This is a genomic window from Comamonas sp. Y33R10-2 (genome assembly GCF_019355935.1).
Taxonomy (GTDB): domain Bacteria; phylum Pseudomonadota; class Gammaproteobacteria; order Burkholderiales; family Burkholderiaceae_C; genus Comamonas.
The window spans coordinates 2,913,001-2,938,081 of record NZ_CP079925.1 but is presented as its reverse complement, the minus strand read 5'-3'; the positions used below and the strand labels follow the sequence as shown (position 1 = coordinate 2,938,081).

Here is a 25,081-nt window from a genome sequence, read left to right as displayed (position 1 = left end):
TCTCCGATTGAATGATTTTTTACAGGCGCTCGTTATGCATCAGCGACTTGCCAATTTCATTCGGGATAAAGGCCAGCACCTTGCCAGCTGTGGACAAGATCACGCCTGCGGCCGTAGCGCTGGTCTGCACCACAGCCCCCACGCCCACCGACGCAGCACCAGCTGCTTTGCCAGAAACTTTGACGACTGCGGATGCACCATCAGCCACGTTTTTGAGCACATAGGTCACACCTTCGGCGCTGCTCTCCACAGCCTCAACCACCAAAGAGGCGCCAACCGCTGAAAGTATGAGGGGGATAGCCACAATGTCCTCCGATCCTGCGCCAGATGCAGCGGCCACAACGGACGCTACAGGCAGCGTCGACAGCACCAACGATGCCTCACTCTGCGCGTGAGCCACGCCGCCGCCCAGCAGTGCAAAGGCAGCGCCCAAAGCACACAGGTTGCGGCGAAGAGGACGAATAAAGGTCATGGCGTTGATCACAGAAAGCTCCCGGTATTTATTGAAATTTGCCACTGCTTTTGCGCGGCGACGAACGAATCATCAGCGCTGGCAAGCTATAGACGCGCTGTTTTGTCAAAATCAGCGTGATGCAAGTCTGGCGGTATCGAAAATCGATACCGACTCTAGACTCAGGGTCATTTAAGCAGAACCTGTATCTTGCCTTGTTCACATCCAATTGCAGCGCCCTAAATTTTCAAAATTCATCAAGGCAACTCATGCGGACTTACACCCAGACTTTCGCCACGCACAAACCTTTGCACCGCCAGCCTTGGCTGCTGGCCACGCTTTGCAGTGCAGCCCTTGCCCTCTCAAGCTTGGCGCAGGCCGAGGGGCGCAGCAGTGCGCAGGCCTTCTCGCAAATGCCTAGCGGCCCTTTGGCAGACTCTTGGTACTTCGCCACCTTGCCCAAAAAAAAACCCACAGAGTTCACCGTGATGGATCTGGCTGGCGAGCGTGTGCTGCGCGTAAGCGCGCAAGATGCCTACGGCAATATGGTCCTGCCTTTGCACATCGCGCCGAGTGCCAATCTGCAGCTGCAGTGGCGCTGGCGGGTCGATCAACTGGTTAATAAAGCCGACATCAAAACCAGAGCCGGTGACGACAGCCCCATCAAGCTATGCGTGTCGTTTGACTTTGATAAATCGCAGCTGAGTTTTGGCGAACGCACCAAGCTGAGGCTAGGCAAAATCAGCACCGGCGAAGACATTCCGGCCGAGACGCTTTGCTATGTCTGGGACAACAAGCTGCCCACAGGCACCGCGCTGCACAACGCTTTTACCCACCGTATGCGCTACATCGTTTTGCAAAGCGGCAGTGCCAGCAAAGGCCAGTGGGTCAAAGAGCAGCGCAATGTGGCGGCAGACTACCAGCAGGCCTTTGGCGATGAATCTCAGGCCATGCCTATGGTGATTGGCCTGACCATTTCAGCAGATTCAGACAGCACCCATGGCGAGGGTCTCGCGTACATGGGTGATATCCACTTATCTCCCTGATTGAGAGCCGCTAACGCAACCCTTGATACGTCGTTGCTTTGCCTTGTCGTACGCATGTACTGCCTGCGGCTTCGCGCCTTGTCTCAAACGCAAACCTTCGGTTTGCTGGGTTTCGTTAACCGCTCTAAAGTACTGATCAGCCTCGCTGGAGCAAATCGGCCACGCGCTGCTGCAGCAGGCCGGGGGTCACCTCGCCAGCAGGTAAAGGCTCGCCCACTTCCAGCCCTACGCGGTTGAAAAGTCCACGGCGCATGGGTTTGACCATAGCCACGTTCTTGCCGCCGCGCAGCTCAACACGGCTGAAGTAAGAGCCCCAGAGATTGGTCAGCGCCATGGGGACGATGGGCACATCCAGACCCTCCGCCTTGGCGTGATCGAGAATCTTCATGATGCCGCCCTTAAAGGGCTGCAGCTCACCATTGAAGGTGATGCCACCTTCGGGGAAGATGGCCAGCAAATCACCCTCTCGCAGCACCTCGGCAGCGCGGGCAAAAGCGGCTTCATAGGTAGCGGGATCGTCTTTGTGCGATGCAATCGGAATGGCCTTGGCCAGCTTGAACAGCCAGCCCAACACGGGCGTTTGGAAGATGCGGTGATCCATCACAAAGTGAATGGGGCGCGGGCTGGCTGCCATGAGCAAAATGGCATCAACAAAGCTCACATGGTTGCAGACCAGCAGGGCAGCGCCTTCGCGCGGAATGTTCTGCTCACCACGCACCTTGAAGCGATAAACAAAGTGCGTGATGACCCAGGCCACAAAGCGCAGCAGATATTCAGGCACAAGCAAGAAGACATAGAGCGCCACGATGGCGTTGGCAATGCCTGTGAACAAGAACACCTGCGGAATGGTGGCACCAGCCGCCAGCAACCCACCTGCCAGCACGGCAGAGGCGATCATGAACAGCGCGTTCAAGATGTTGTTGGCCGCAATGATTCGCGCACGGTGCGTGGGCTGGCTGCGCATCTGAATCAGCGCATACATGGGCACGCTGTAAATGCCCGCAGACAGCGCCAGCATGCCCAGATCAAACATCACGCGCCAATTTTTGTGCTGGGCAAAAAAGGCACTCACACCCATTAGCTCGGATGGCGGAAGTGCGCGGGTGGCAAAGTACAAATCAATGGCAAACACGCTCATGCCAATCGCGCCCAACGGCACCAAGCCGATCTCCACTTGGCGGCGGCTAAAAACCTCGCACAGCAGCGAGCCAATGCCAATACCTACCGAGAAGATCACCAGCAGCAGCGATGCCACATGCTCATCGCCATGCAGCACTTCTTTGGCAAAACTGGGAAACTGCGACAGAAAGACTGCGCCGAAGAACCACATCCAACTAATACCCAGCAGCGAGCGAAACACCACCACGTTGCCATGCGCGAGCTTGAGGTTGCGCCATGTCTCGGTAAAGGGATTCCAGTTGATGACAAGGTGGGGGTCTGTGGCGGGTGCATGGGGAATGAACTGCGCACAAATGCGGCCCACCACAGCCAAGGCGATGCAGGCAATCGCCACTTGCATATGGCCCACTTCAGGCACGGCGATCAACAAACCGCCAGCGACTTGGCCCAGCAAAATGGCGACGAAAGTGCCCATCTCCACCATGCCATTGCCGCCCGTCAGCTCACGGTCGTTCAGCACCTGCGGCAGGTAGGCAAACTTGACGGGGCCGAACAGCGTGGAATGCAGTCCCATCAAGAACACGCACAAAAGCAATAGCGGCACATTAGCCTGCACAAAGCCCCAAGCGGCGATGAGCATGATGGCGATCTCTAGGTTTTTGACGAGCCTGAACATGCGCGTCTTGTCCCACTTGTCGGTAAGCTGACCCGAGGTGGCCGAGAACAGCAAATACGGCAACGTAAACAGCGCCCCAATCACCAGCCCCGCCATAGAAGGCGGCAGCCATGAGACGCTGAGCTGGTAGGTCACCATGACGGTGAAGGCGAACTTGAACAGATTGTCATTGCCCGCACCGGCAAACTGCGTCCAGAAAAACGGCGCAAAGCGGCGCTGGCCCAGCAAGGCAAACTGATTGGGGTGGGCCTGTGGATCTGTGTGCTGATCTGTTTGCTGATCCGAGGCTGCGGCCTGCTCACTTTTCGACGTCGAATTCATAAGTCTCTCTCCATGCTCTCTCTTTTGCGCTTCAGGCATTGTGCCTATTTACTCAAATTTCTTTGTAGGTTTTATGCCGTAAGCGCTTGATGAACAAGCACTAGCAGCTATGAAAATCATTGCTTTAGCGAGCAGCGCCACTGCGTCAAAGCACTCAGCACCGGCCAAGCCGCCACTGCAGCAACCCAATGCTTGAGGCTGTGGCCTGACACCGCGTAACCCGTCCACTCAAACACAACGCTATCCGACATCTCTAGCAGCTTGGCCACGGCATACAGGCCAATGACCCAGCCCAGCGCCACCGGCAGCGCATTGCGGCGCGGCGCCATCAAGGCCAGCGCAAAAATAATGAGCATGCCGCCCGCCTGCGCCAGCACCCATGGCAAGAGATTGCCAGTCTGCGCCCAGACCAGCGCGCTGATGGGAGCGGCCAGCAGCATCAGCGCCGCGGCTACGCGGGCGCTGCTGTCGTCCATCCGGGTCTGCACCGCCAAACCTAGCAGGCCGGCAAAGGCCACGCTCATGCCAAGTCGGTCCCAGAGCAGCGATGCATTCTGCGGTGCCCAGTGATAAAAGGCCGAGCCAGCGCCTGAGCACAGCAGCCCCGCAAAAAACAAAGCGCACAGGGCGCGGGCGGTGCCGCTCAGGCTGTGCGCACCAGCACGCCACAGCGCTGCAAAACCGGCCAATCCGGCCACTACAAAGCCCAGATTACTCAGCACATCGCCCGCACAATGCAGGCCCATCCAGCTGCGTTGATCGGCAAAGGCGTGATAGTGATCGGGTTGAACCATGCTGGGCAAAAGCAAGGCCAGTGCGAACAAAAGCGCCATGCTGCCAAACAGTGCAAGGCGCAGCTCGGGTCGGCCTGCGGTATCAGAGGCATGGACACTGAGTACGGTGGAGTCAGAGAAGTCAGTGAGGGGTTGGGACATGTCGCGGCGCCTGTTGGGGATGGATTGCCGCGAAGTATGAAAAGCGCCTACCGCTGATGGGATCAATCTTCTACACTTGATCTACATCGCTGCACTGCCAGTACTACCTATCGATACCACGAGCACACTATGAGCACGACTGCCGACCTCGTTACCGCCATCAAAAAAGAGCTGAAAGCGGCTCAGATGACTTATGCCGACTTGGCCCAAGCCATCAACATGGCGGAATCCAGCGTCAAGCGCATGCTGGCCAAAGGCGATATGCCGCTGTCGCGCATCGATGAAATCTGCCGCGCCCTGCATCTGGACTTTGCCGACCTGGCTCGCAACGTGGCCGACAGCCGCCCGCTGCTGCAGCAAATCACTCGCGAGCAAGAAGTCGCCGTGGTGGCCGACCGCAAGCTGCTGCTCACCGCTATTTGCGTACTCAGCCAATGGACGCTAGAGCAAATCACCGCCACCTACCGCATCAGCGAGCCCGAAGGCATTGGCTATCTGGCGCAGCTGGACCGCATCGGCATCATCGAGTTGCGCCCCGGTAACCGCTACAAGCTGCGATTGGCCAAAACCTTTCGCTGGCAGACCAATGGCCCAGTGATGGATTTCTTTCGCGAGAACGCCGTACTGGACTACTTTGGCGGCACGTTTGCCGGCGAGGACGAGACCATGCTGCTGGTGCATGGCTCCATCAACGCAGGCAACGCGCCCGCTTTTGTGGAGCGCATTCAACGCATTGGTCAGGACTTTTCCCAGCAACATCTGCAAGACCAGCGCTTGGGGCCGAACAAGGTAGACGGCTACACCTTGGTGCTAGGCATGCGCAAGTGGGAGCTGCCGGTTTTCGCCGCGCTACGCCGCTGACCGAGCACGCAAAAACTACTGAATTTATAGCTACAAATGCAGGAATCCATTGGACTGCTGGCCAATTTTGCCTAAAACTCAATCCCAACTTCACGTAATCGATACACAAGATTGCAAGGCTTCACACAGCAGCAACCGGCGCTTGACGCTGGCCCTCCATCATTGAGCCCAAGGGATGCCTCTACCGGCAGCCCAACCACTCATGAAGGAGGCCAAGCATGCTGCCAATCCGCTCCACTGTTCAAACCATCATCGGCGCTGGTGCACTCGCCCTGCTTGGCTTTGCAGGCACTGCCCAAGCGCAAAGCATTCACTGGGCAGGTGCCAGCCAAGGCGCTTATGTCAACGTGCAGTTCAACGCCCCTCCGCCTGCACGCTATGAAGCCATGCCCGCACCCCGCCGTGGCCATGTTTGGGCACCCGGTTACTGGGAGCCACGCGGCCAGCGCCATGTATGGCGCGCAGGTCACTGGGAAAAAGCCCGCCCCGGCCATGTGTACCGCCAGCCCGCTTGGAGTCACAACGGCAACCGCCGGAATTACCAAGACAGCCGCTGGGATAGAGATGGCGACGGCGTGCCCAACCGCCATGACCGCAGCCCCAACAACCCGCAGCGCCGTTAATTTTTTGATCTTCCCTTACGCTGAGGCCGATATTTGAGTCATCTGGCACCAGCGAATTTCAGGCCTGTGCCCTATGGAGCGCAGGCCTTTTTTCATTAACCCTACGACTCTTATACGAAATAAGCATATAAAAGCAAATCATTAAGGGGCATACACAATATGAGCATTCCTTCGTTCCTCAGGACATCGCTCATCATGCGTCTGCTGCCCTTCTCCTTTATTGGTTCCCGCGCTTTGACGACGGCAGCAGTCGCTGCTCTCATCCCCATGGCCGCTCATGCGGCAGACCACAGCGCAGCCCACTACCCTCAGCAGCCCATCACCATGGTCATGGGCTTTAACGCAGGCTCAGGGGTCGACATGGTGGGGCGCTTGGTGCAAGAGCCTTTGGGCAAACGCTTGGGTCAGCCCATCGTCATTGACTACAAGGCAGGCGCTGCAGGCAATATCGGCAGCGAGTTCGTCGCCCGCGCCAAGCCCGATGGCTACACCGTCTACTTCGGCACCGCAGCCACCCACGGCAGCAATGCAGCGCTCTACAAAAAACTGCCTTTTGATGTGGAAGCCGATTTTGTCCCCGTCGCACCGCTGATCGATGTGGCCAATGTGCTGACCATCAATCCCAACGTCATCAACGTCAAAAATCTCAAAGAGTTTGTGGACGAGGTCAAGGCCAACCCGGGCAAGTACAACTTTGCCTCCACCGGCAACGGCGCTGGTACGCACATGGCTTTTGCTGAGTTCAACTCCCGTTTGGGCCTGAACATGGTGCATGTGCCCTACAAGGGCGGCCCCGAAGCCATTGGCTCTGTGGTGCGCGGCGAAACCTGCTGCATCATGAATCAGGTGCAAAGCGTGCTGCCCCACTACAAGGCCGACAAGGTGCGCCTGCTGGGCGTGACGACCGCCAAGCCTGTGGAAGCCGTCAAAGAAGTACCCACCATTGCCTCTAGCGGCCTGCCCGGCACCAAGGGTTTTGACAGCTCGATTTGGTTTGGCATCTTCGCGCCTAAGGGCACAGACCCCGTCATCGTGAAAAAGCTCAACAGCGCCCTCAAGGAAGTCCTTGAGTTGCCCGAGGTGCGCGAGCGCTTTGTCTCGCAAGGCAACACCTTGCGTATCGAGACACCTGAGCAGTTCAAAAAGACGGTGCATGACGACCGCATCAAGTGGGCCAAGGTCGTTAAAGACGCCAAAATCACTATCGATTAATCTCCTCCTAAGCGGCTTTGCCGCTTCCCCCTCTCACTTCGGGAGGGGGACGACACCCTCGGTGTGGGGCGCCCCTTCCTCGGTGTCTCATTGTTGGATCGCACCAGTCGGAAGCATCAAGCACTACGCTTCGGTGTTAAGTTATGTGAGTTTGTTGATGCGTCTGCCGCCATAAGCGTGCAGGCGCTTTTTAGGTTTTGCTATGTCACTTTCTCCTTCTACAGCGCCCTGCGCTTTGGGGCTTGCAGCGCTGGAAGAACGCCTGCGCGATGATCTGCTCACGCTGGGCTGGCCTGCCAAGGCCTGGATTTCTCCTTCCACCCGCAATGACCGCCCCGTGCATGACGTGATCGTCATTGGCGCCGGGCAAGCTGGCCTTGCGCTGAGCATGGCTCTGCAGCAAGTCGGCATCAAGACGGTGCTGCTGGATAAATCCCCGCAGGATTTTGAAGGCCCGTGGGCCACCACGGCACGCATGGAGACGCTGCGCTCGCCCAAGGAACTGACCGGCCCCGCCATGGGCATTGCTGCGCTGTCCTTTCGTGCGTGGTTCATCGCCCAGTTCGGTATGAATGCATGGACGGAACTAGACAAGATTCCTCGCCTGCAGTGGATGGACTACCTGCGCTGGTACCGGCGCGTGACGAATGCCGATGTACGCAACGGCCATGAAGTCATCGCCGTGCGCCCGCAGGCTGACGGGGTGGTGGAAGTCGATGTCAAAGCCAACAACGTCATCGCCACTTGGCAGACCCGCCGCTTGGTGCTGGCCACCGGCCGCGACGGTTTGGGCGGTGCCACCATCCCCGCCTTTATGCAGGGTGTGGATAAAAAACGATGGGCGCATTCATCCGATGAGATGGACTACGCCACACTGGCAGGCAAACATGTGGGCGTGGTGGGCGCGGGTGCATCGGCTATGGACAGTGCTGCGACTGCCTTAGAGAGCGGCGCAGCCAGCGTGGACATGCTGATTCGCCGCCCGCAGCTGCCGCAAATCAACAAGTCCAAAGGCTCAGGCGTGCCCGGCCTGACCCACGGCCAGTACCTGCTGCCCGACGAATGGAAGTGGCGCATTCGCCACTACATCAACGCCCAGCAAGTGCCGCCGCCCCACGGCAGCACGCTGCGCGTATCGCGCCACAGCAATGCCTTTTTCAACCTGGGCTGCGCCGTGCAGGCAGTGAGCCAAGTGGGCAGCAAGCTGCACGTGCATACGAGCAGCGGTGTGTTTGCGCTGGACTTTCTCATCATCTCCACCGGCTTTGCCATTGACTGGCGCTTGCGCCCAGAGTTTGCCGACATCGCGCCACATGTGAAGCTGTGGAATAGCCGCTTTACGCCCGAGGCGGGTGATGAAGATGCAGAGCTGTCCGCATCGCCGGATCTGGGCGCGCTGTTTGAGTTTCAGGGCGACTTGCCAGGCCTCGATCACATTCACTGCTTTTGCTACCCCGCAGCGCTCTCGCACGGCACAGTGTCGGGCGATATTCCCGCCATCAGCGACGGCGCGCGCAAGCTGGCGCAGGGTCTGGCCTCCATTTTTTACCGCGAAGATATTGAGCAGCACTTTGCCAAGCTGCAAGCCTATGCCGAGCCCGAACTAGACGGCACGGAATGGACAGCCGCCGACAGCGCCGCGCGCATTCGCCAACTTCAACAATAAAAGACCGCACCATGACCGATACGATTGACCGTCTGGCTGGATTGAGCAGCGACAGCCCCACCTTCACCACCCGCCACGAACGCGAAAAAGTGGCTCTGGCCACGCAGGCCTGCGAAGACCTGTTGCTGGGTAACACGCTGGACAGCTCACTGACCCAAGCCGAGCGCTTGGTGCTGGCCGCTGAGCAAGCCCGCGTCAGCGGCGTGAGCTTGCTGCAAGCCGACTATCGCGCCCGCGCCGAGGCCTTGAGCAGCGCCATCACGCCTGAGTTGCGCACCATCCTCGACCAAGCGGGCGCTCAAACCGGCAACGCCCGCATGGACGCCATGCTGCACTTTGTGCGCACACTGGCGCTAAACCCTGCCCAAAGCGATCAAGCGGCGCTGCTGGCCATTCCAGCCGCAGGCTTGTCGCTCAACGACACCGTTCTGCTGGCCCAGCTAATTGGCTTTGTGGCCTATCAGGCCCGCCTGCTGGTCGGCGTCAAAGCCATGAGCGATATGGGTGGCGTGGCCGATACCCCAGCAGCCGAACCCGTGGCCGCAGCGCCCTTTGTACACCCTGCCAATCTGCCCGCTCCCGGCGAGCCGCTGCGCCGCAATGGCTACACCAGCGAGACGCTGGGCTGGCAATCTTGGCTAGAGGTGCTGAACCCAGAAACGGCTACCGCCGAGCAGCAACATGTGCTGGAAGTCAGCCACCCCAAGGCCAAGACCATGGACTTTTACTTGGTGCTGGCCCGCCAGCCCCAGGTGCTGCTGGAGCGCTCTCAGGCCTTCAACGCCATCATGTACGCACCGGGCGGCCTCTCGCGCCCAGAGCGTGAAGTGGCTGCGACTGCCGTGTCTCGCTCCAACGGCTGCGTGTACTGCGCATCGGTTCACGCCCAGCGCTTTGAGCAACTGGCCAAGCGCAACGATGTGATGGCCCAGATGTTTGATGACCCCGATACCGCAGGCACCAATGCCCGTGAACGTGCCATCATTCAATCATCGCTCGCTTTGACCCGCACCCCCGGCAGCTTTGGCGTGCAAAACCTGCAGCCGCTGCGCGATGCGGGCCTGAGTGATCTAGAGATTTTGGACATGCTGCATTCGGCTGCGCTGTTTGGCTGGGCCAACCGCTTGATGCTGAACATTGGCGTGGAGCTTTACGTCTCCCCCTGAGCGGCTTTGCCGCTTTGTTAGGCCACGCCCGTTTGAAGGTGTGGCCTTTATTTTTAATAGCGTTCAGTCTCGGTATCTCAATGATTTCAGGCTCAGTAGTGCTTGAGACCATTAAAAACCGTGGCATGCAGCTATCAAGTTTCATCTATCTACCCGTAAACACCGTCAGCACACCGGCCAGTTGATGCACATGGGCATCCATCAGCTGAGCCTCTGCCACCAAGCCTATTAAGGGCACGGGGCCTAGGGCATGGCGCAGCAGTTTCAGCTCCGCGTCATCATCGCCAAACAGCTCGCTACCCCGGCCTTTGCTACTCATGTAAATCGCGCCGCGTATGTGCAGCTGGTCGGTGAGTTCCGCAAAGTTTTGTGGTTCCAAATCCGCAAAATCAGGTTGCAGCGCATCTTTTAACGCGGCGCCCATTTGCAGCAGTTCGTGGCGGGCTGCGTGGCCTTGTCGCTGGCAAAAAATCACGGTGTTATCCACCTCCACCGCTGCCGACAGGGCAATGCCTTGGCGCACCGGGTCAAGCCCTACGATGTGCAGCACCTGCGCCTCATCAGTCAGCGCGCCGCGCTCCAGACCCCGGCCCAGCGGGGCAATGGCAGCTTGCGTTTTGCGCAGCTCAGACAATGCGGCCTGCCAGCCGCCGCCAGCGCTGGGGCTGGCCTCCACGTCCAGCAATTGCAGCAAACGCGGCAGGGCCGGCTCGCCGTCTAGCTCCAGCACCACAGGGCCTTTGGCTTGGGTAATTTCGATGCCCGCACCCAGCGGTGCACAGCCCTGTGCCACGCGCGAGAAACAGCCCACCTCGCGATCAAAAGCTACGCCCGAAAAGCCTGCATGAAAGACGCCCACAGCTGCGTCTGCGCGCAGGCGCTGCAAGTCTTCAGCGCGGCAGGCAAACTGCACGCCGTCATCACCACTCAAGGCGCCAAACAAGTTGCCCGAGGTGGTGCGCTCAGACAACTCCAGCAGCAGCTCCGCCAAATCAGTCTGGTCGATACTGGAATGCACCAGCGCCGAATGCGCCTCAAACCCTGCTTCGGCCCCCAGCGTCGTCAGCGGCGCAACACCTGAGTACACGCGGTAATGCGCAGCAGGTACATCGAGCAGCATGACGGCAAGTGATGAGTCCTCGGTGTATTCATGCTCCATGGCCAGCACCGCATGACCGGAACTTCCGGCCCAATCCGTCACCTGCGGCAGCTCGCGCGCCAACAGCGCCAGCAAATGCTGGGCGTGCGGCGCAAGGCTCTGCGACACATAGACCAGCCCTAGGCGATGCGGCTGCTTTTGCTGAGGCGACAAACGCAGCAACTGGCTGCGTAACTGCTGCACAACCTGCTCAGCAGCACTGCGCCAGTTCGGGTCACTGGCATGAGCGACGGGAAACAATGTCATCACCCCTCCTAGCCTTGCTGGCGTAGATGCAAGCACGCCAATGGCGTTGACCCAGCATGACGCGAAACTACTCAAGTTTTACGCACTGATGCAGATGTTTTAGATGCCGGTTTTTTAGCGGCTACGCTTTTAGGCGCGTCTGCCTTGCTGGGTTTTTTTGCGGCAGTCGTTACTGTCTTTTTTGCCGCCGCTGTTTTACGCGGTGCAGCTTTGGGTGCCGGTTTTTTCAATTCATCCGCTGAAGGTTTAGCCGCTTTACCGACTGCAACGCCAGCACCCAATTGGCTGGCCTGCTGCATCACCTTTTCCATGGCGGATTTGACAGTCTCGCCTGCTTGCTGGGCGGCAGCCATAGCCTGCGGCGCCACAGGCTCGGCCATCGCCTTGGCGGCGATCTGCTGGAACTGTTGGGTCAACGCCCCCCACCATTGCATGGCTTGGCCCAGCGCAGCCTGAGAAGCTTGTTCAGTCTGGCCGCTGGCAGGCTGATCAGCGCTGTGCACTTTGTTTTCGGCCTGCGGTTCTGGCTCAGGCTCAGGCTCAGGCTCAGGCTCCACCTTGGCGGCGGGTTGAGGGGCTGGTTCTTGCACAGGTTCTGACTCTGCCTTCGCAGCCGCGCCCCACATGGGCCAGCCGCCGTGGCTAGCAGCACTTGCCGCTTTGTGCGTTTCAGCAACTGCGGCGGCACCGGGAAATGGGAAAGACTTGGCCAGCTCACTCATGCTGACGTTCATGTCTTTGAGAGTCGAGAGCGTCATGCGCTGCACTTCCAGCGCCTGAATCGTGGCGTTGAGCGCGCGGCCGTTTTGCTCTAGCCAAAACTGCACGGCTTTGAGCTCGGCAATGCGCTTATCGATCTCTTCCACGCTCACCGTGGGCGCCACCCACTTTGGCACGCTGCCCATGGGGTTAGTCGCAGTGCCCGCGCTTTGCGCTAGCCCCTGCAGAAAGTCAAAACCAGGAATGAACTTGCCAAAACCAAATGCCGATGCATCGCCGCTCATAGTGCTCTCCACTGCAGGATAGGGACCAGTCTCCGTATTCACGAACGCTGAATACTGAACTAGCTTACTGCACTTGCACTGTTTGCTGCAAACAAAGGAGCAGCCTCACGCCCATGCTTCAAGCCTTAGTGCTGATGACCACCATGGCCTTGATGCGAGTGCCCATCAGCCTTTCCCGCACTGGCAGGAGCCGACATTTGCACCGGGACTTGCAAGTTCAGGCGAGACTCAACCCCCTTAGCATCTTTAAAAATCAGCGTGATGGGAACTTGCGTATCTTTGAGCAGCGGCGCCTTCAACTGCTGCAGCATTAGGTGATAACCGCCCGGTTTCAAATCCACGGCCACGCCCTTGGGCAAATCCAACGCCTCAATAGCGCGCATGCGCATCACATCGCCATCCATCTTCATCTCGTGCACCTCAGCGACTGCAGCGGCAGAGCTTTCAATCCCCACCAACTTCAGCGGTTCAGCCGCCGTCAAGCGCATGAACGCACCCGAGGCCTGCTGCCCCTGCACGCTAGCCCTCGCCCATGCGTTTTCAGCCTTGACATGTGCGCTATCGGCATGCGCCAAAGCCGCGCCAGAAATCATCAACGAGCCCACTAGGGAGCTCAGGCTCAGCAGGGTAAAACGACGCATATTCATGAAACTCTCTCCATTCGCATTCAAGATCAAATCAGGCTAAAGCCATTGTAGAAGGCGAGTCGCTATCGAGTTGGTGACGCAATAAAGCGCCCCTTAGCGCTACGATGAGAGCGCAATCACAACCCTCATAAGGCGAAAAAATGCTGACTCTCTGCGGCTTCTCTGGCAGTAACTATTACAACAAGGTCAAGCTGGCCTTGATGGAAAAGCAAATTCCTTTCGCCGAAGAACTTGTCTGGCTGGGTAAAACAAACCCCGCCGAATCACCGCTAGGCAAGGTTCCTTATCTGCGCACCCAGCATGGCGCTATCAGCGAATCTGACGCCATGATGGAATATGTGGAAACGCTTTCATCCACCGTGCCCTTGCTGCCCGCAGACCCCTTCGCCGCAGCCAAGGTGCGCGAGCTGTGCGTGTACCTGAACCTGCATCTGGAGCTGGTTGCCCGCAACCTCTACCCACAGGCTTTCTTCGGCGGCAAGATCAGTGATGCAGCACGTGACAAAACGCTGGAACAGTTGAGCAAAAACATTGCCGCTTTTGCAAAACTAGCCCACTTTGACGCGCCGTTTATAGCAGGCGACACATTCACCTTGGCCGACTGCAGCGCGATCGTTCACCTTCCGCTCATCAGCAACGCCAGCAAGATCATGGGCGGCACCGATCTGCTGGGCGAGCTGCCCGTACGCGACTATCTGACCCGCATGGCCGAGCGCCCCACAGTGCAGAAAGTCAACGCGGATCGCAAGGCGAATATGGTGGAGTTGATGGCGCGCATGCAAGCCAAAGCAGCGACCTGAGTGCTCGAAATCAAGCGCGTACAGCTATTAAGGGGGTAAAGAAACTATCTGGTTTCTTTACCCTTTTACGCGTGCCTGCACGCATATCAGGCACGCAACGCAAACACAATCAAACCTCTACTCACCGCCCTCCAAAAACCCCAACAACCCACTGCTGCGCTGCGTAGGGCTGCCCATCGCCGATCCGAGCAAACCCGGCACCTCCGACCATAAAGAAAACGCCTTGCGTGCCCGCGTGATGCCGGTGTACACCAGCTCGCGGCTGAGCACGCTGCCGCCTTGTTTGGACAGCACCAGCGCCGTGTGCTCAAACTCCGAGCCTTGACTCTTATGCACCGTCAGCGCAAAAGCGGTTTCAACATGCGCCAAGCGTGCTGTGCTGACGTGGTGCAAGGTGTCGCCTTGCAAAAAGTACACGCGCAGCCGAGCCGGTTCGGCGAAGCTGGGCAGGGCCATGCCGATGTCGCCGTTGAATACGCCCAGTTGCGCATCGTTTCGCGTAACCATCACAGGGCGGCCCATGTACCACTCGCCATCTTTGCGAATGGCGCCGCTTTGGTGCAGCGCAGCCTCTACGGCACGGTTCAAGCCAGCCACGCCCCATTCGCCTTCGCGCACGGCGCACAGCAGGCGGTAGCGGTCAAAGGCGGTAAGCACTGCTTTGACCCAATCCTTGTGCGCGCCCTCATCTGCAAAGCGCTGACCTCGGCCTTGCGCCAATTCTTGGGCATACAGTGCATAGCTTGCGGCGTTGCCACGGCCTTGCACGGCGCTGCGCACCACGGCGTCGACTGTTCCACCTTCACGCGCCCAAAGTTCAGCGTTCAGGCCAGACGCGGTATGCACATGCAGCAGCGCCGCTGCTTCTGGTGCATCGCCCGCATTCACCGCCAACGCCAAACGGCCGATGGGGCCGCTAAAGCGCCGACTCTCACGCAGCATGACGGTGCTTTGCGCCAGCGGCAAGGCACGGCCCTGCGCCATGAAGTGGGCAGGCAATGCCTGCCCTGTCACGCGCTCTATATACGCCGAAGTCTCGCTCGTGTATTGGCCTTGCTGCGCATCGCGGCACAGGTCGCCCAGCACGGCACCGGCTTCGACAGAGGCAAGCTGGTCTTTATCGCCCAGCAAAATCAATCGCGCTGTGGACGGCAATGCCTGCAGCAGCGCGGACATCATCTCCAGGTGGATCATGGATGCCTCATCGACGATGAGCACGTCCACATCCAGCGGGTTACCCGCATGGTGGGCAAAGCGCCGGGTATCGGGCCGCGCGCCCAGCAGCGAGTGCAGCGTGCGCGCCGCGCCCATGCGCTTGACCAGCGCTTGCAAATCCAAGTCGCTGCCCACCGCTGGCGTTAACTCCAGCAGCGAGGTATCGATAGATTGCTTGAGCCGCGCCGCCGCCTTGCCTGTGGGCGCGGCCAGCGCCACGCGCAGCTGCGCTGCATCAGGCGCGGTAGCAAACAGCAGCGCCAGCAAACGCGCAGCGGTATAGGTTTTACCGGTCCCCGGCCCACCAGTGATGACGGACAGGCGGCCTCGCAGCGCCAGCGCACAGGCCAGTTTTTGCCAGTCCAGCGCTGCTGCTGGCGAGGTAAACAAGCGCGCCAACCAGTCGCGCACTTTAGGCTCATCAAGCGCTGCAGAATCAGCTGCGGTGCGCTGTGCAATGTGCGCGGCAACGTTTCGTTCATAGTCCCAATAGCGGCGCAAGTAGAGCAAAGGCGCAGGGCCGTCGAGCAGCACCAGCGGCTGCCCTTGATCTACAAACTCCGCTCCATGCGCAACCACCCTCACCACTGGGCTGCGGCGCAAAGCCTGCAGCCAATCGCTCAATTGGCGCGGCAACTGCTCCCACAGTGATAGCTGCAAATTGTTGGCTTCTTTGGGCCACGCAAGGATTTCATTCGGGCTCTTCGCCAGCACAGTTAATGGCAAGCAGCTGTGGCCGCGCCCTTCCATCTGGGCCAGCACAGCGGTCGCAACCAACAGCGCTGGCTCGGCATCTGTATCTTGCTCGGCCACAAAGGCGGCCAAAGCGCTGTCCAGTCGGCGCAGCAGGCCTGCATCGGCCAAGCGCTCCAACGCGGCGAGCAAATTGGGGCTGCTGAGGGTGGTGACATCTTCAGTCGTCGCCGAAGCTTGTGCCGTGGCAAACAAGTCCAGCGTTTGCAGATCGGCTTTGCGGCGGCCCTTCATGGCAGCACCTCCTCAGTGTGTAACGCCTCTTCGCTGAGCAAAGCATTCAAGCCATCGAGAAGGGCCAGCGGCGGCGCCAGCACATGCATGCCCGCGGCTTCGCCATCCAGCCCGCGCATGAAAAAGTAGAGCGCCCCACCCAGATGCTGGGCGGGCTCATAGCCATCACCCAGTCGGCTTTGCAGCAAGCGGTGCAGCGCCAGCAGGTACAGCGCAGCTTGCACGTCGTAGCGGTGCTCCAGCATGGCGACTTCTAGCGCTTGCGGTGTGTAGGCCGCAGCGTCATTGCCCAGATAGTTGGTTTTGTAATCCAGCACCCAGTAGCGCCCGCCGTGGCTAAAGACCAAATCGGCAAAGCCCATCAACATGCCGTGCAGCTCACGCTCAGGTATGGTGGGACGCGGCTGGCCGGGCAAGATGTGCTGGCGGCACAGGGCGTCAATGCGCTGGGCGGACAGGCGCTGCGCGGGCAGCCAAAACTCCATCTCGGGCAGCAGCGCATCGCCTTGGCCTTCACTCTTTCCCATCTGCGCCAGTGATACGCCCATGGGCGCCAGCGGCTGGTGCACCGCAGCGCGCAGCCACTGCAAGGTATCTGCGGCTTGATCTTTGCGACCGGCACGTTCACAGCGGCGCTGCAAGCGGGCAGCTAGCGGCTCGCTCACCTCGGGGTCATCCACAGCTTGCAGCGCAAAGCCTTCAGCTGCCAACCACTCCATTTGGTCGTGCAGAAAATTGCCCACCACGGGGCCGCGCATAAAGCGGTGCCACACCGCGGCATCGCTGCGGGTGCCTGCCGCGCTGATGGTTAAAGGCATGGCGGTCATGACATCGTGAATCGCGCTCAAATCCAGACTGCCATCGCCCACGTTAGCAACCTGAAAAGCGCGCTCATCGGCAGCCGGGTTTTGCGCAGCCACGGCCAACACCGGCAAGCTGGGCGCAGCCATGGCGCGGGTTAGCGACGAGAAGCTGCCAATGCCCCAACGGCGGTCAAACTGCGCGTTGTACACGGGAGCGGCCACCAAAGCGGGCAGCTCTTGCGCCGGCACATAGCGCGTGGGCACGGGCAGGTCGGCCGGCAAATCGACCACGGCAATCGACGTGCCACTTTCGCTCAATTGCTGCACACTGGCACGCCAGCCTGCTACAGAGTGCGAAGCATCTCCTGCAAGCAGATAGCCCGCTGCGCCCTGTTCGTTCACACAATTTTTGCTGCTGCCGCGCTTCATGGGGGCGAGCCCCATCCACAGCGCATGGCGCGCTCGGGTCAGCGCCACGTACAGCAAGCGCAGATCTTCGCGCAGGCGCTCTTTATCGGCCTGCGCCAGCTGCGTTTTGCCGTACTCCAGTACCAGTTCACGCGCTGGCTCGCCATCCAGCAGCACGGGCAGCGACAGGTACGCCGCCTTGCCATCCACCGGCCGGAAGCTGCCGCCAAATGGCAGGCAGACCATGGGATATTCCAGCCCCTTGCTCTTGTGCACGGTGACGACTTTGACCAGATCGGCATCCGACTCCAAACGCACGATCTGTGCATCGCCTGTCGCACCCGGCGTCTCGATTTGCGTGGCCAGCCAGCGGATCAAAGCCTGCTCGCCTTCGAGCTGAGCGCTGGCGCTTTGCAGCAGCTCGGCCAGGTGCAGGTAGTTGGTCAAGCGCCGCTCGCCGCCCATGTCTTGCAGCCAGCGCGCGGGCAGCTCAAAGCGGTACAAGGTCTGGCGCAGCATGGCCAGCACACCCAGCCGCAACCAAATGCTGTGCAGCTCTTTCAATTGCTCACTGCGCACGTCAAAAGCCTCATCATCGCTGGCCAGCCAAGCCAGCTCATCAAACGACAAACCCATCATCTGCGTGGCAACACCGGCGCGGGCTGCCAGACCATCCAGCGGCGTGGCCACGGCGCGCAGCCACAGCAATAGGTCTTGTGCCTCAGAGCTAGAAAATACCGAATCTTGGTCAGACAAATAAACCGACGCCACATTGCGCTTGGCAAGCGCACGGCGCACCGCCGCAGCTTCTTTGCCGGTGCGTACCAGCACGGCAATATCGGCAGGGCGCATGCGCTGCAGCGGCGTACCTTCTTGGGCAAAACCTGTGCGCTCATCCATCAGCCACTGCACGATTTGGCTGGCGCAAAACTCTGCGCCCCGGCGGCGAATGTAGTCGTTGCTCAGCGGCTCTTTAGGTTCTTGTTCTTGCGCGCCTTCATCCCATGTAATGGTCAACGCGGCCATGGGCTGGCTGCCTTGCACCAGCTGCTCACGACGACCATTGGCTTTGACGGCATCAAACGGCAGCGGGTTCTCATCGCCTGCGCGAAAGCGAAAAGCGCCTTCCCCATCCCGTGCTTCGGCATGCACAAACCACTGATTCACAGCATCAACCAGCGCCTGTGTGGAGCGGAAGTTGGTATCCAGCACATAGTGCCGCCCCTCGGTAGCTTGGCGCGCTTGCAGGTAGCTGTAAATGTCCGCGCCGCGAAAGCCGTAGATGGATTGCTTGGGGTCGCCAATCAGCAGCAGTGCGCTGTCCGCACTATTGGCCTGCGTGTCATAAATCTGGTCAAACAAGCGGTATTGCAGCGGCGATGTGTCTTGAAACTCATCAATCAGCGCCACCGGGTACTGGGCCAAGATGGTGGCGCGCAGGGCGGGGCCGTTGTCGCCTGCCAGTGCCGCATCCAGCCGCTGCAGCATGTCCGCAAAACCAAAGGTGCCAGCTTGGCGCTTAATCCACAACAGGCGCTGCTGCACATGCACAGCGGCGTGCAATCGCAGTGCCGTGCTGGGCGATGGCAGCGCATCCAGTGCCAGCAACAATTGCTCTAGCTCAGCAAATTCAGTGGGCAGCAGCAAGTCCATGGTCGAGCCCTTGAAGGCTTCAGCCATGCCTTCCGGGCACAGGCGTTTGCGGGCGGAATCGGTCAACGCCAACGCGGTATTAAGAGGGTCTTGCGCCCACGCACCAATGCTGGCAAACCACGCCGTGTAGTAGCGCGCTTGCAGCTTGCGTTTGTCCCACAGTGCACCGCGCCCATCTAGCTCAGCCTCAACCCAGTGCAGCAGGCGCTCGGCTTTGCTTACCCAACCTGCCGCTAAATCTTGCAGCGTTTGCGAGCGCTGGGCTTGCGTCTGCGCAATGCAGTCGGCCAGCGTGCCCACGCCCGCCCCAGCAGCAACGTTTTCGCGCAGCAGTGCCTGCATGTCTTTAACCAGCGCATGCACATCGGGCCAGACGTTCAGCGCAGCCTCTAACACCTCGCCCGACAGCGGGTAGCACTGCTGGCGCCAATAGTCTTGCGCAGCCTCGGTTTGGCGCTGGCTTTCGTCAGCTTCAAGCACTTCATTAAACAGATTCCCGCTGTCAAACGCATGTTCACGCAACATGCGCTGGCACCACGCGTCGATGGTGTGAATGGCGGCATCGTCCATGCACTGCGCAGCCATGTCGAGGCGCCATGCAGCAGTGTCGCGCTCTTTGCCTTCAGGGTAGGCATCGCGCAAGTCACGCAAAAAGCTGTCGTGCGCCGCCGGTTCAGCCTCGCCGCGAAAGCACTGCACCGCTTCAATCAAGCGGGCGCGAATGCGGTCAGACAACTCACGCGTGGCAGCACGGGTGAAAGTCATCACCAAAATATCGGACGGCATCAGTGGCTTGTTAAAACCGTCTGCATTACCGTGGCCCAGCACCAGCCGCAGGTAGATCGCGGCAATCGTCCATGTCTTGCCAGTCCCCGCACTGGCTTCAATCAGGCGCGAGCCCCAGAGCGGAAAATGAAGTGGCTGCAGTACATGGCCGCTGGCCGCTGGCTGCATCTCGACGGACACGACGGACGCGCTCATGCCTGCTCTCCTTCTTGTTCAGTCGTATCAGCGGGCAGCAATGCCTCCATCTGTACGTGGTTCTTCAACCATTCATGCAGCGGGCCATAAGTGGATTTGGCCAGCCCATGAAAACGCAAATCTGCCGTCAACTCTTGCCAGCCCGGGTAGCAGCGCGCCCAGCTGGGGTCTTGGCATTCGCCGGTCATCATGTAACCACCTTCATAGGCTTGTGTGGCTGCCAGCAATTCGTCCTTGCCCGCCTCCATAGCGCTTTTTAAGGGCAGCGGCAGCGGCTCGTTCTGGCCTTGCAGCCACAAGTTCATCAATGCCAACAAACGATTGCGCGCCTCATCCACTTCCAGCGGCTGCGCCCAGACGATGACATCGCGAGCAACAACACACATCAAGGTGTCATGGCCAGAGGCTGATAGCGCCAGGCTACGCACATACACGGGCAGCAGCTTGGCGGCCTGCAGTTCGCCTTTTTTGTTTAACAGCGTGCGCGGCTCCAGCGCCAGCCAGCAGCGGGCGTACATTTCACTATCGGCACTGGCCACGTCTGCTTGGCGCTCTTGCAGGCCATCCATCCAGTCATCGAGCACCAGAACGCCTTGCTCCAGCCTCAAACGTTCTCGCGGCGCGGCCTTTGGCCACTGCTGCATTTTTTGCTGCCAAGCCAGCAGCGATGGCGTGGTTTGGGCTTGCAAGGCATCCGCCTCACGCTGACCCAGCCCCGCCAACGGCAGCACGCCAGCTCGGCCCAAGCGCTGCACTTGCCGGCGTACTTGCGCAGTGACATCAAGCGCCGTACTTTGGCTCAGCTGCGTGCGCACACCCTGCTGCAGTTGCGCAATCAAACTGTAAGCCGTCAGACCATCGACACTGAACAGCTCATCGTCTTCCACCACCTCGTCCTCTTGCTCAAAGCGCACCAGCAAGCGATTGCGCAAAAAGCTGCGGGCAGGGTTGCGCAAAAAATCCGTGAGCCGCGCCAGTGTCAGCGGCACTTCGGGGTCGGGCTCGAACGCAGCCACAGCAGGCACGGCCCGCGCCGCGCTGTGCGCATGGGCGCCATGCCATTCGCGGGCGAAGGTGGAGAGGCCCGAAGCTTGCTCAAAATAGCGCCGACTAAAAGGCTGCAGCGGGTGCTGCTGGGTGCGCTGTGCGAGCAAATCACCACCGCCTTCACCCTGCCAACCCTGCGCCAGATAGTCGCGCAGCTGCGAGACCAGCACCGAAGGCGGCTGCTCGCTGTTGTCACGCACATGGCGACCTGCCCAGCTGATGTAGAGCCGACGGCGGGCGGACAGCAGCGCATCAAGCATCAGCTGACGATCATCATCACGGCGGGCGCGATCGCCGGGGCGCTGCTGGCCGGGTTGCGCCATCAGGTCAAAGTCCACTCGCATGGCGCGGCGCGGGTAGTCACCGTCGTTCATGCCCAGCAGGCAAACCACTTCGAACGGAATGGCGCGCATGGGCATCAGCGTGCAAAACGTCACCCCGCCAGCGCGAAAACGCTGGTTGAGTGCGGGCTCTGACAATGCCTGTAACCACGCTTCTTGCGCTACTTCCAGCGGAATGGCTGCATCAAACTCGGCTTGCTCGCAGGCCGTTTGCCAGCTGACCAAGGCCGTATCCAGCGCGGCCACCAGCGCTTCATCCTCATCGGTCTGCGCGACAAAGAAATCATCGAGCAGCGCACGAAAGCGCTGCGCCCACACATCCGGCGCTGCGGCATCGCCTGCCACTTGCCACCACTGCAGCATGCGCGCCAGCAAGCTTGCTAACGAACCCGCTAATTCAGCGCTCAGGCCGCCCACTTCGTCATACGGTTCCATACCTGCAAAGGTCTGCACGCCGGCTTCACCATCCATACCAAGCGCTGGGCCGCTGGCGTAACCCAACAGCATGCGACGCAGGCCAAACCAAGCGCTGTTGGGGTCACCGCAAGCCGCCAGACCCAGCTGTGCGCGCTGCGCGTGATTAAGCCCCCAGCGAATGCCCGCACCCGCCATCCAGTGCGTGAGCTGAGGCAGGTCGTCAGCCGCCAAGCCCACGCGGGCAGCCACGGCGGGCACGTCCAGCAAGTCGCACAGCTCACTCAAGCGGCAGCGCTGCTGGGGCAGCTTCAGCAGCCATTGCAGCGCTGTCACCAGCGGGCTGCTGGCGCGTGCGCCCACGTCGGCAATGTCAAACGGAATATGGCGCGCATCGTGGCGACCGTACTGGCCAAACACGGCGCGAATAGCGGGTGCGGCCTCTTCAATCGAGGGCAGCATGACCACCACATCGCGCGGTACCAGCGCGGACTGCCCCGGCGCGGCGGGCTGGGCCAGCCAGTGCAGCAATTGGTCGTGCAGCACTTCCAGCTCGCGCACCAGACCGTGGGTCTGGTGAAAGACGATGGACTGGTCGGCCTGTGCAATGTGCAGCGGCGGGTGCTCGGCTATCGGCACCAGATCGCGGATGCGCTGCTGGACCTGTACCAGCAGCGGTGCATCGGCCAGATCATTCGCATCGGCCTCGTCATACACATCCACGCGCGACCAGTTCCATTGCGCGGCGGTGTCGCTGGTGGTGTCAAAGGCATCCAGCTGGCGCACATAGTCGCGGCTTTGGCGACCCCATGCGGCCAGCAGCGGGTGGGCGTGGGCGTGCATGGCTTCGAGCGAAATTTGCGCCAAGTCTTGCCCACCCTTATTGGCATGGCGGCGGCGCTGCTGGCGCAGCAGCTCGCGTCCGTCAATCGCATCGGCCCAGTGAAAACGGCAGGGGTTGGGCACGGCAATCAGCACCTGACTGTGCTGGGCAATGCCGCTCAAAAATTGCATCAGCGACAGCGGCATCTGGCTCATGCCAAACACCACCACCCGGCGCGCCAGCGGCGTGACCGGCGGCTGGCCGCTTTGCAGTGCCTCCAAAATCCGCGCCAGCAAAGCCGGGCGGGTGGCGGCGCGCTCGCCCTCATCGAGCTCGGCCAGCACCTTGCGCCACAGCAGGGGCTGCCACATCTGGCCTTCTGGCACAAGTACATCGGGGCGGCCGGGGGTGCGCAGCACGTTGTCGCCCTGCTCCCAGGCGGCCAGCCAGTCGGCGCGGTAAATCTGGTACTGGTCAAACAGGTCGGCCAGTTTTTCGGCCAGTTGCAGCAGGCGCTGCGGCTCGCCGGGGCGCAGAAAATTGGCGATTGGAGCGAACTCAAGCTCTTCCAAACACAGTGGCAGCAGGCGCATCAGCCGCCAGATCATGGGCGTTTTGTCCAGCGGCGATTCGCGGGGTACTTCGTGCTTACCCAAAATCTGCCGATAACTACGCCACATAAAGCGTGCGGGCAACTCCACCTGCGCAGCAGCGCACACGCCCTGCTCTTGGGCCATGCGCATCTTGAACCACTCGGCCATGCCGTTGCTTTGCACCAGCACGATTTCAGGCTCCAGCGCCTGCAGCGGGTGGGCGGCCAGCCAGGCCAGCACGGTATCGGCCAATGCCTCAGTTTGGTTGCCATGCAGGGCGATCAAACCCGGTTTCCAGTGATTTGCCGATTGCTGCTGTGCTGCCACGCCAACTCCTGTAAAAAGAGCTAGCTTAACGGCTCACAGCTAAGCGCAGCGCATCCCTAGACAGCCAAAAATTCAAAACAGAAATAAGAAAAGCCCTAGATCATTGCTGATCTAGGGCTTTGTATTTGGTGGCCCGGGACGGAATCGAACCGCCGACACACTCCGCAATGCCGTAGCCCTTTGATTTAGCTTACGTTTTAAGAAATTCAATCTGCTTGAGTGTACCACTGCGATGTACCTTCTAGGACTCCTTACACAACGCAGCGGGAGTCAAATTTAATCTGTAAATTTATGACCCTCCACCTCCTATCCAAGTCTTGCTTGGAGCCCCCGTACCCGGGGCGTTAGTTGCACAGAATCCCGAGGTGGCAGGATATCGGCTCCGCCTATGCCAGCCCTTCTAAGCCCGCATATCGCACGACTCAGGAAGGCTCTGGAATGGCCCGGGTTCGCTCTCAGGTTGTAAGGCTAAAGGCTTTCTCGGCTAGCGTCCGGGTTCGTCGCGCTAGGAAGGCTCCAAGCTGGATGGAACACCGCCCAGCAATGGAATAAAGGAAGACCCAGGAAGGCCACTCAGAGGGTCTGCAGCGCGTTTTTTTTGGGAAATATATAGCAATACCAAGTGATGAGCGGAAAGAGCGCAGAACGGCGCTGAGGCGATCCAGTGCAACGCCCTCACAGATTCATAGGAAGCAATCCAAAGCGGCAAGGAGCGCACGCAGGGAGGCTTACCCCTTTTAGTTCACACTTCACTCCTACGTACACACAAGCTTCCTAGTGATACCCCACACACTCCCGGCAAAAATCCCGGTCAAGACTCCACACTTATGCTTAGGGAGTTACTACGAGGCATCCTAGGATGCACCCAGAACTATGCTTAAGTAATAGCTTAGGGATACGCTTTGGCAGATGCTTAGGTTAGTTCTTAGGTACATAGCTTAGGGTTCTCTTAGGTATGTACTTAGGGAACTCTTCTATAGTCTTCTATAGGTATATATCTAGTAACTCTCCTAGAATATGTATATAGGTACTTTTCTAGTAATACTCCTAGGAACACTCCTAGAATACTCTTCACGCATAGCAAAGACAGCAGGTTATAAGACTTACAACTTTTAGTTATATAGAGCGTCGTGCGAAACCATCATCAGCAGATGACTCCTAGCTTTCGACTCGTTCATAAATCAAAAAGATTAGATCTGCCAGTGCCGAATTGACTCCTCCTTGCACCCCCAGACTCAATGCTTGGCGATAAGCATCTATCATGCTCAGCGTCTGTAGTGCTTGAAATAAAGCATCAGCTAATGGCTTCTTGGAAGGTTGCTTGTCATAAAAGATAACACCATTCGCCAATGCAGCGCCAGCAAGAAGCCATGTATTAGGCATATCTTTAAAATCAGCAACCCTTTGCCCCCCTACAACCGCAATCACTAACTTCTCTGCTGTAGCTTTCGGATTCCCCCCGAAAATAGGCTCACCCTCTATTACCTTCAGCACACATTGCGTTGCCATACTCATTCTGCTGGCAAGCCGAAAGTTCGATAAGAACCCCATAGTCTC

General features: G+C 59.5%; 17 protein-coding genes. 7 read left to right on the top strand and 10 right to left on the bottom strand.

Annotation, left to right across the window (positions count from 1 at the left end; all coding sequences use genetic code 11):
* Positions 1–19: 19 nt before the first annotated feature.
* Entirely contained in the window at positions 20–472 is a 453-nt protein-coding gene (locus tag KUF54_RS13115) for a hypothetical protein (RefSeq protein ID WP_219346402.1), read from the bottom strand.
* Between the two features lie 248 nt (positions 473–720).
* Here KUF54_RS13115 and KUF54_RS13110 point away from each other — a divergent pair, with 248 nt between their 5' ends.
* The gene (locus KUF54_RS13110; protein WP_219343240.1) at positions 721–1,497 is read left to right on the top strand and encodes a DUF3047 domain-containing protein; all 777 of its coding nucleotides are present in this window, start codon (positions 721–723) and stop codon (positions 1,495–1,497) included.
* A gap of 136 nt (positions 1,498–1,633) precedes the next feature.
* On the opposite strand, the gene KUF54_RS13105 is transcribed toward KUF54_RS13110, so the two are convergent.
* A complete protein-coding gene (locus tag KUF54_RS13105) occupies positions 1,634–3,613 on the bottom strand; it encodes an MFS transporter (RefSeq protein WP_255576097.1) in 1,980 nt (659 codons plus the stop codon).
* Between the two features lie 116 nt (positions 3,614–3,729).
* Positions 3,730–4,548: a hypothetical protein gene (locus KUF54_RS13100; protein WP_219343239.1), complete on the bottom strand. Its 819-nt coding sequence runs from the start codon at positions 4,546–4,548 to the stop codon at positions 3,730–3,732.
* Between the two features lie 129 nt (positions 4,549–4,677).
* Here KUF54_RS13100 and KUF54_RS13095 point away from each other — a divergent pair, with 129 nt between their 5' ends.
* From KUF54_RS13095 to KUF54_RS13075, 5 genes are all read left to right on the top strand, one after another.
* Positions 4,678–5,409 (top strand): helix-turn-helix transcriptional regulator, encoded by a 732-nt coding sequence (locus tag KUF54_RS13095; RefSeq protein ID WP_219343238.1) that lies wholly within the window; start codon positions 4,678–4,680, stop codon positions 5,407–5,409.
* Between the two features lie 218 nt (positions 5,410–5,627).
* Entirely contained in the window at positions 5,628–6,032 is a 405-nt protein-coding gene (locus KUF54_RS13090; protein ID WP_219343237.1) for a YXWGXW repeat-containing protein, read from the top strand.
* A gap of 195 nt (positions 6,033–6,227) precedes the next feature.
* A complete protein-coding gene (locus tag KUF54_RS13085; RefSeq protein ID WP_219346401.1) occupies positions 6,228–7,244 on the top strand; it encodes a tripartite tricarboxylate transporter substrate binding protein in 1,017 nt (338 codons plus the stop codon).
* A gap of 202 nt (positions 7,245–7,446) precedes the next feature.
* Positions 7,447–8,910, top strand: a complete 1,464-nt coding sequence (locus tag KUF54_RS13080) for a SidA/IucD/PvdA family monooxygenase (protein ID WP_219343236.1) — start codon at positions 7,447–7,449, stop codon at positions 8,908–8,910.
* Positions 8,911–8,921: 11 nt separating this feature from the next.
* Positions 8,922–10,076, top strand: coding sequence for a peroxidase-related enzyme (locus tag KUF54_RS13075; RefSeq protein WP_219343235.1), 1,155 nt, complete (start codon positions 8,922–8,924; stop codon positions 10,074–10,076).
* A 145-nt stretch (positions 10,077–10,221) separates the two neighbouring features.
* Here the strand turns inward: KUF54_RS13075 and KUF54_RS13070 are convergent, their stop codons facing one another.
* From KUF54_RS13070 to KUF54_RS13060, 3 genes are all read right to left on the bottom strand, one after another.
* Positions 10,222–11,481 (bottom strand): FIST N-terminal domain-containing protein, encoded by a 1,260-nt coding sequence (locus KUF54_RS13070; RefSeq protein WP_219343234.1) that lies wholly within the window; start codon positions 11,479–11,481, stop codon positions 10,222–10,224.
* 71 nt (positions 11,482–11,552) lie between these two features.
* Positions 11,553–12,485: a PhaM family polyhydroxyalkanoate granule multifunctional regulatory protein gene (locus tag KUF54_RS13065; RefSeq protein WP_219343233.1), complete on the bottom strand. Its 933-nt coding sequence runs from the start codon at positions 12,483–12,485 to the stop codon at positions 11,553–11,555.
* A gap of 125 nt (positions 12,486–12,610) precedes the next feature.
* Positions 12,611–13,132, bottom strand: coding sequence for a copper chaperone PCu(A)C (locus KUF54_RS13060; protein ID WP_219343232.1), 522 nt, complete (start codon positions 13,130–13,132; stop codon positions 12,611–12,613).
* A gap of 140 nt (positions 13,133–13,272) precedes the next feature.
* On the opposite strand from KUF54_RS13060, the gene KUF54_RS13055 reads away from it, so the two are divergent.
* Positions 13,273–13,932 carry a glutathione S-transferase family protein gene (locus tag KUF54_RS13055; protein WP_219343231.1) on the top strand — a complete coding sequence of 220 codons (660 nt, stop codon included), beginning with the start codon at positions 13,273–13,275 and terminating at the stop codon, positions 13,930–13,932.
* 117 nt (positions 13,933–14,049) lie between these two features.
* Here the strand turns inward: KUF54_RS13055 and recD are convergent, their stop codons facing one another.
* The 4 genes from recD to KUF54_RS13035 form a co-directional block, all read right to left on the bottom strand.
* Positions 14,050–16,134 carry an exodeoxyribonuclease V subunit alpha gene (recD, locus tag KUF54_RS13050; RefSeq protein ID WP_219343230.1) on the bottom strand — a complete coding sequence of 695 codons (2,085 nt, stop codon included), beginning with the start codon at positions 16,132–16,134 and terminating at the stop codon, positions 14,050–14,052.
* Positions 16,131–19,979, bottom strand: a complete 3,849-nt coding sequence (gene recB, locus KUF54_RS13045) for an exodeoxyribonuclease V subunit beta (RefSeq protein WP_219343229.1) — start codon at positions 19,977–19,979, stop codon at positions 16,131–16,133. The genes recD and recB overlap by 4 nt, the downstream gene beginning before the upstream one ends.
* Positions 19,976–23,524, bottom strand: coding sequence for an exodeoxyribonuclease V subunit gamma (gene recC / locus KUF54_RS13040; RefSeq protein ID WP_219343228.1), 3,549 nt, complete (start codon positions 23,522–23,524; stop codon positions 19,976–19,978). Before recC ends, recB begins: the two co-directional genes overlap by 4 nt.
* Before the next feature lie 1,158 nt (positions 23,525–24,682).
* Complete coding sequence (locus KUF54_RS13035) at positions 24,683–25,075, bottom strand: hypothetical protein (RefSeq protein WP_219343227.1); 393 nt, start codon at positions 25,073–25,075, stop codon at positions 24,683–24,685.
* Positions 25,076–25,081 lie beyond the last annotated feature (6 nt).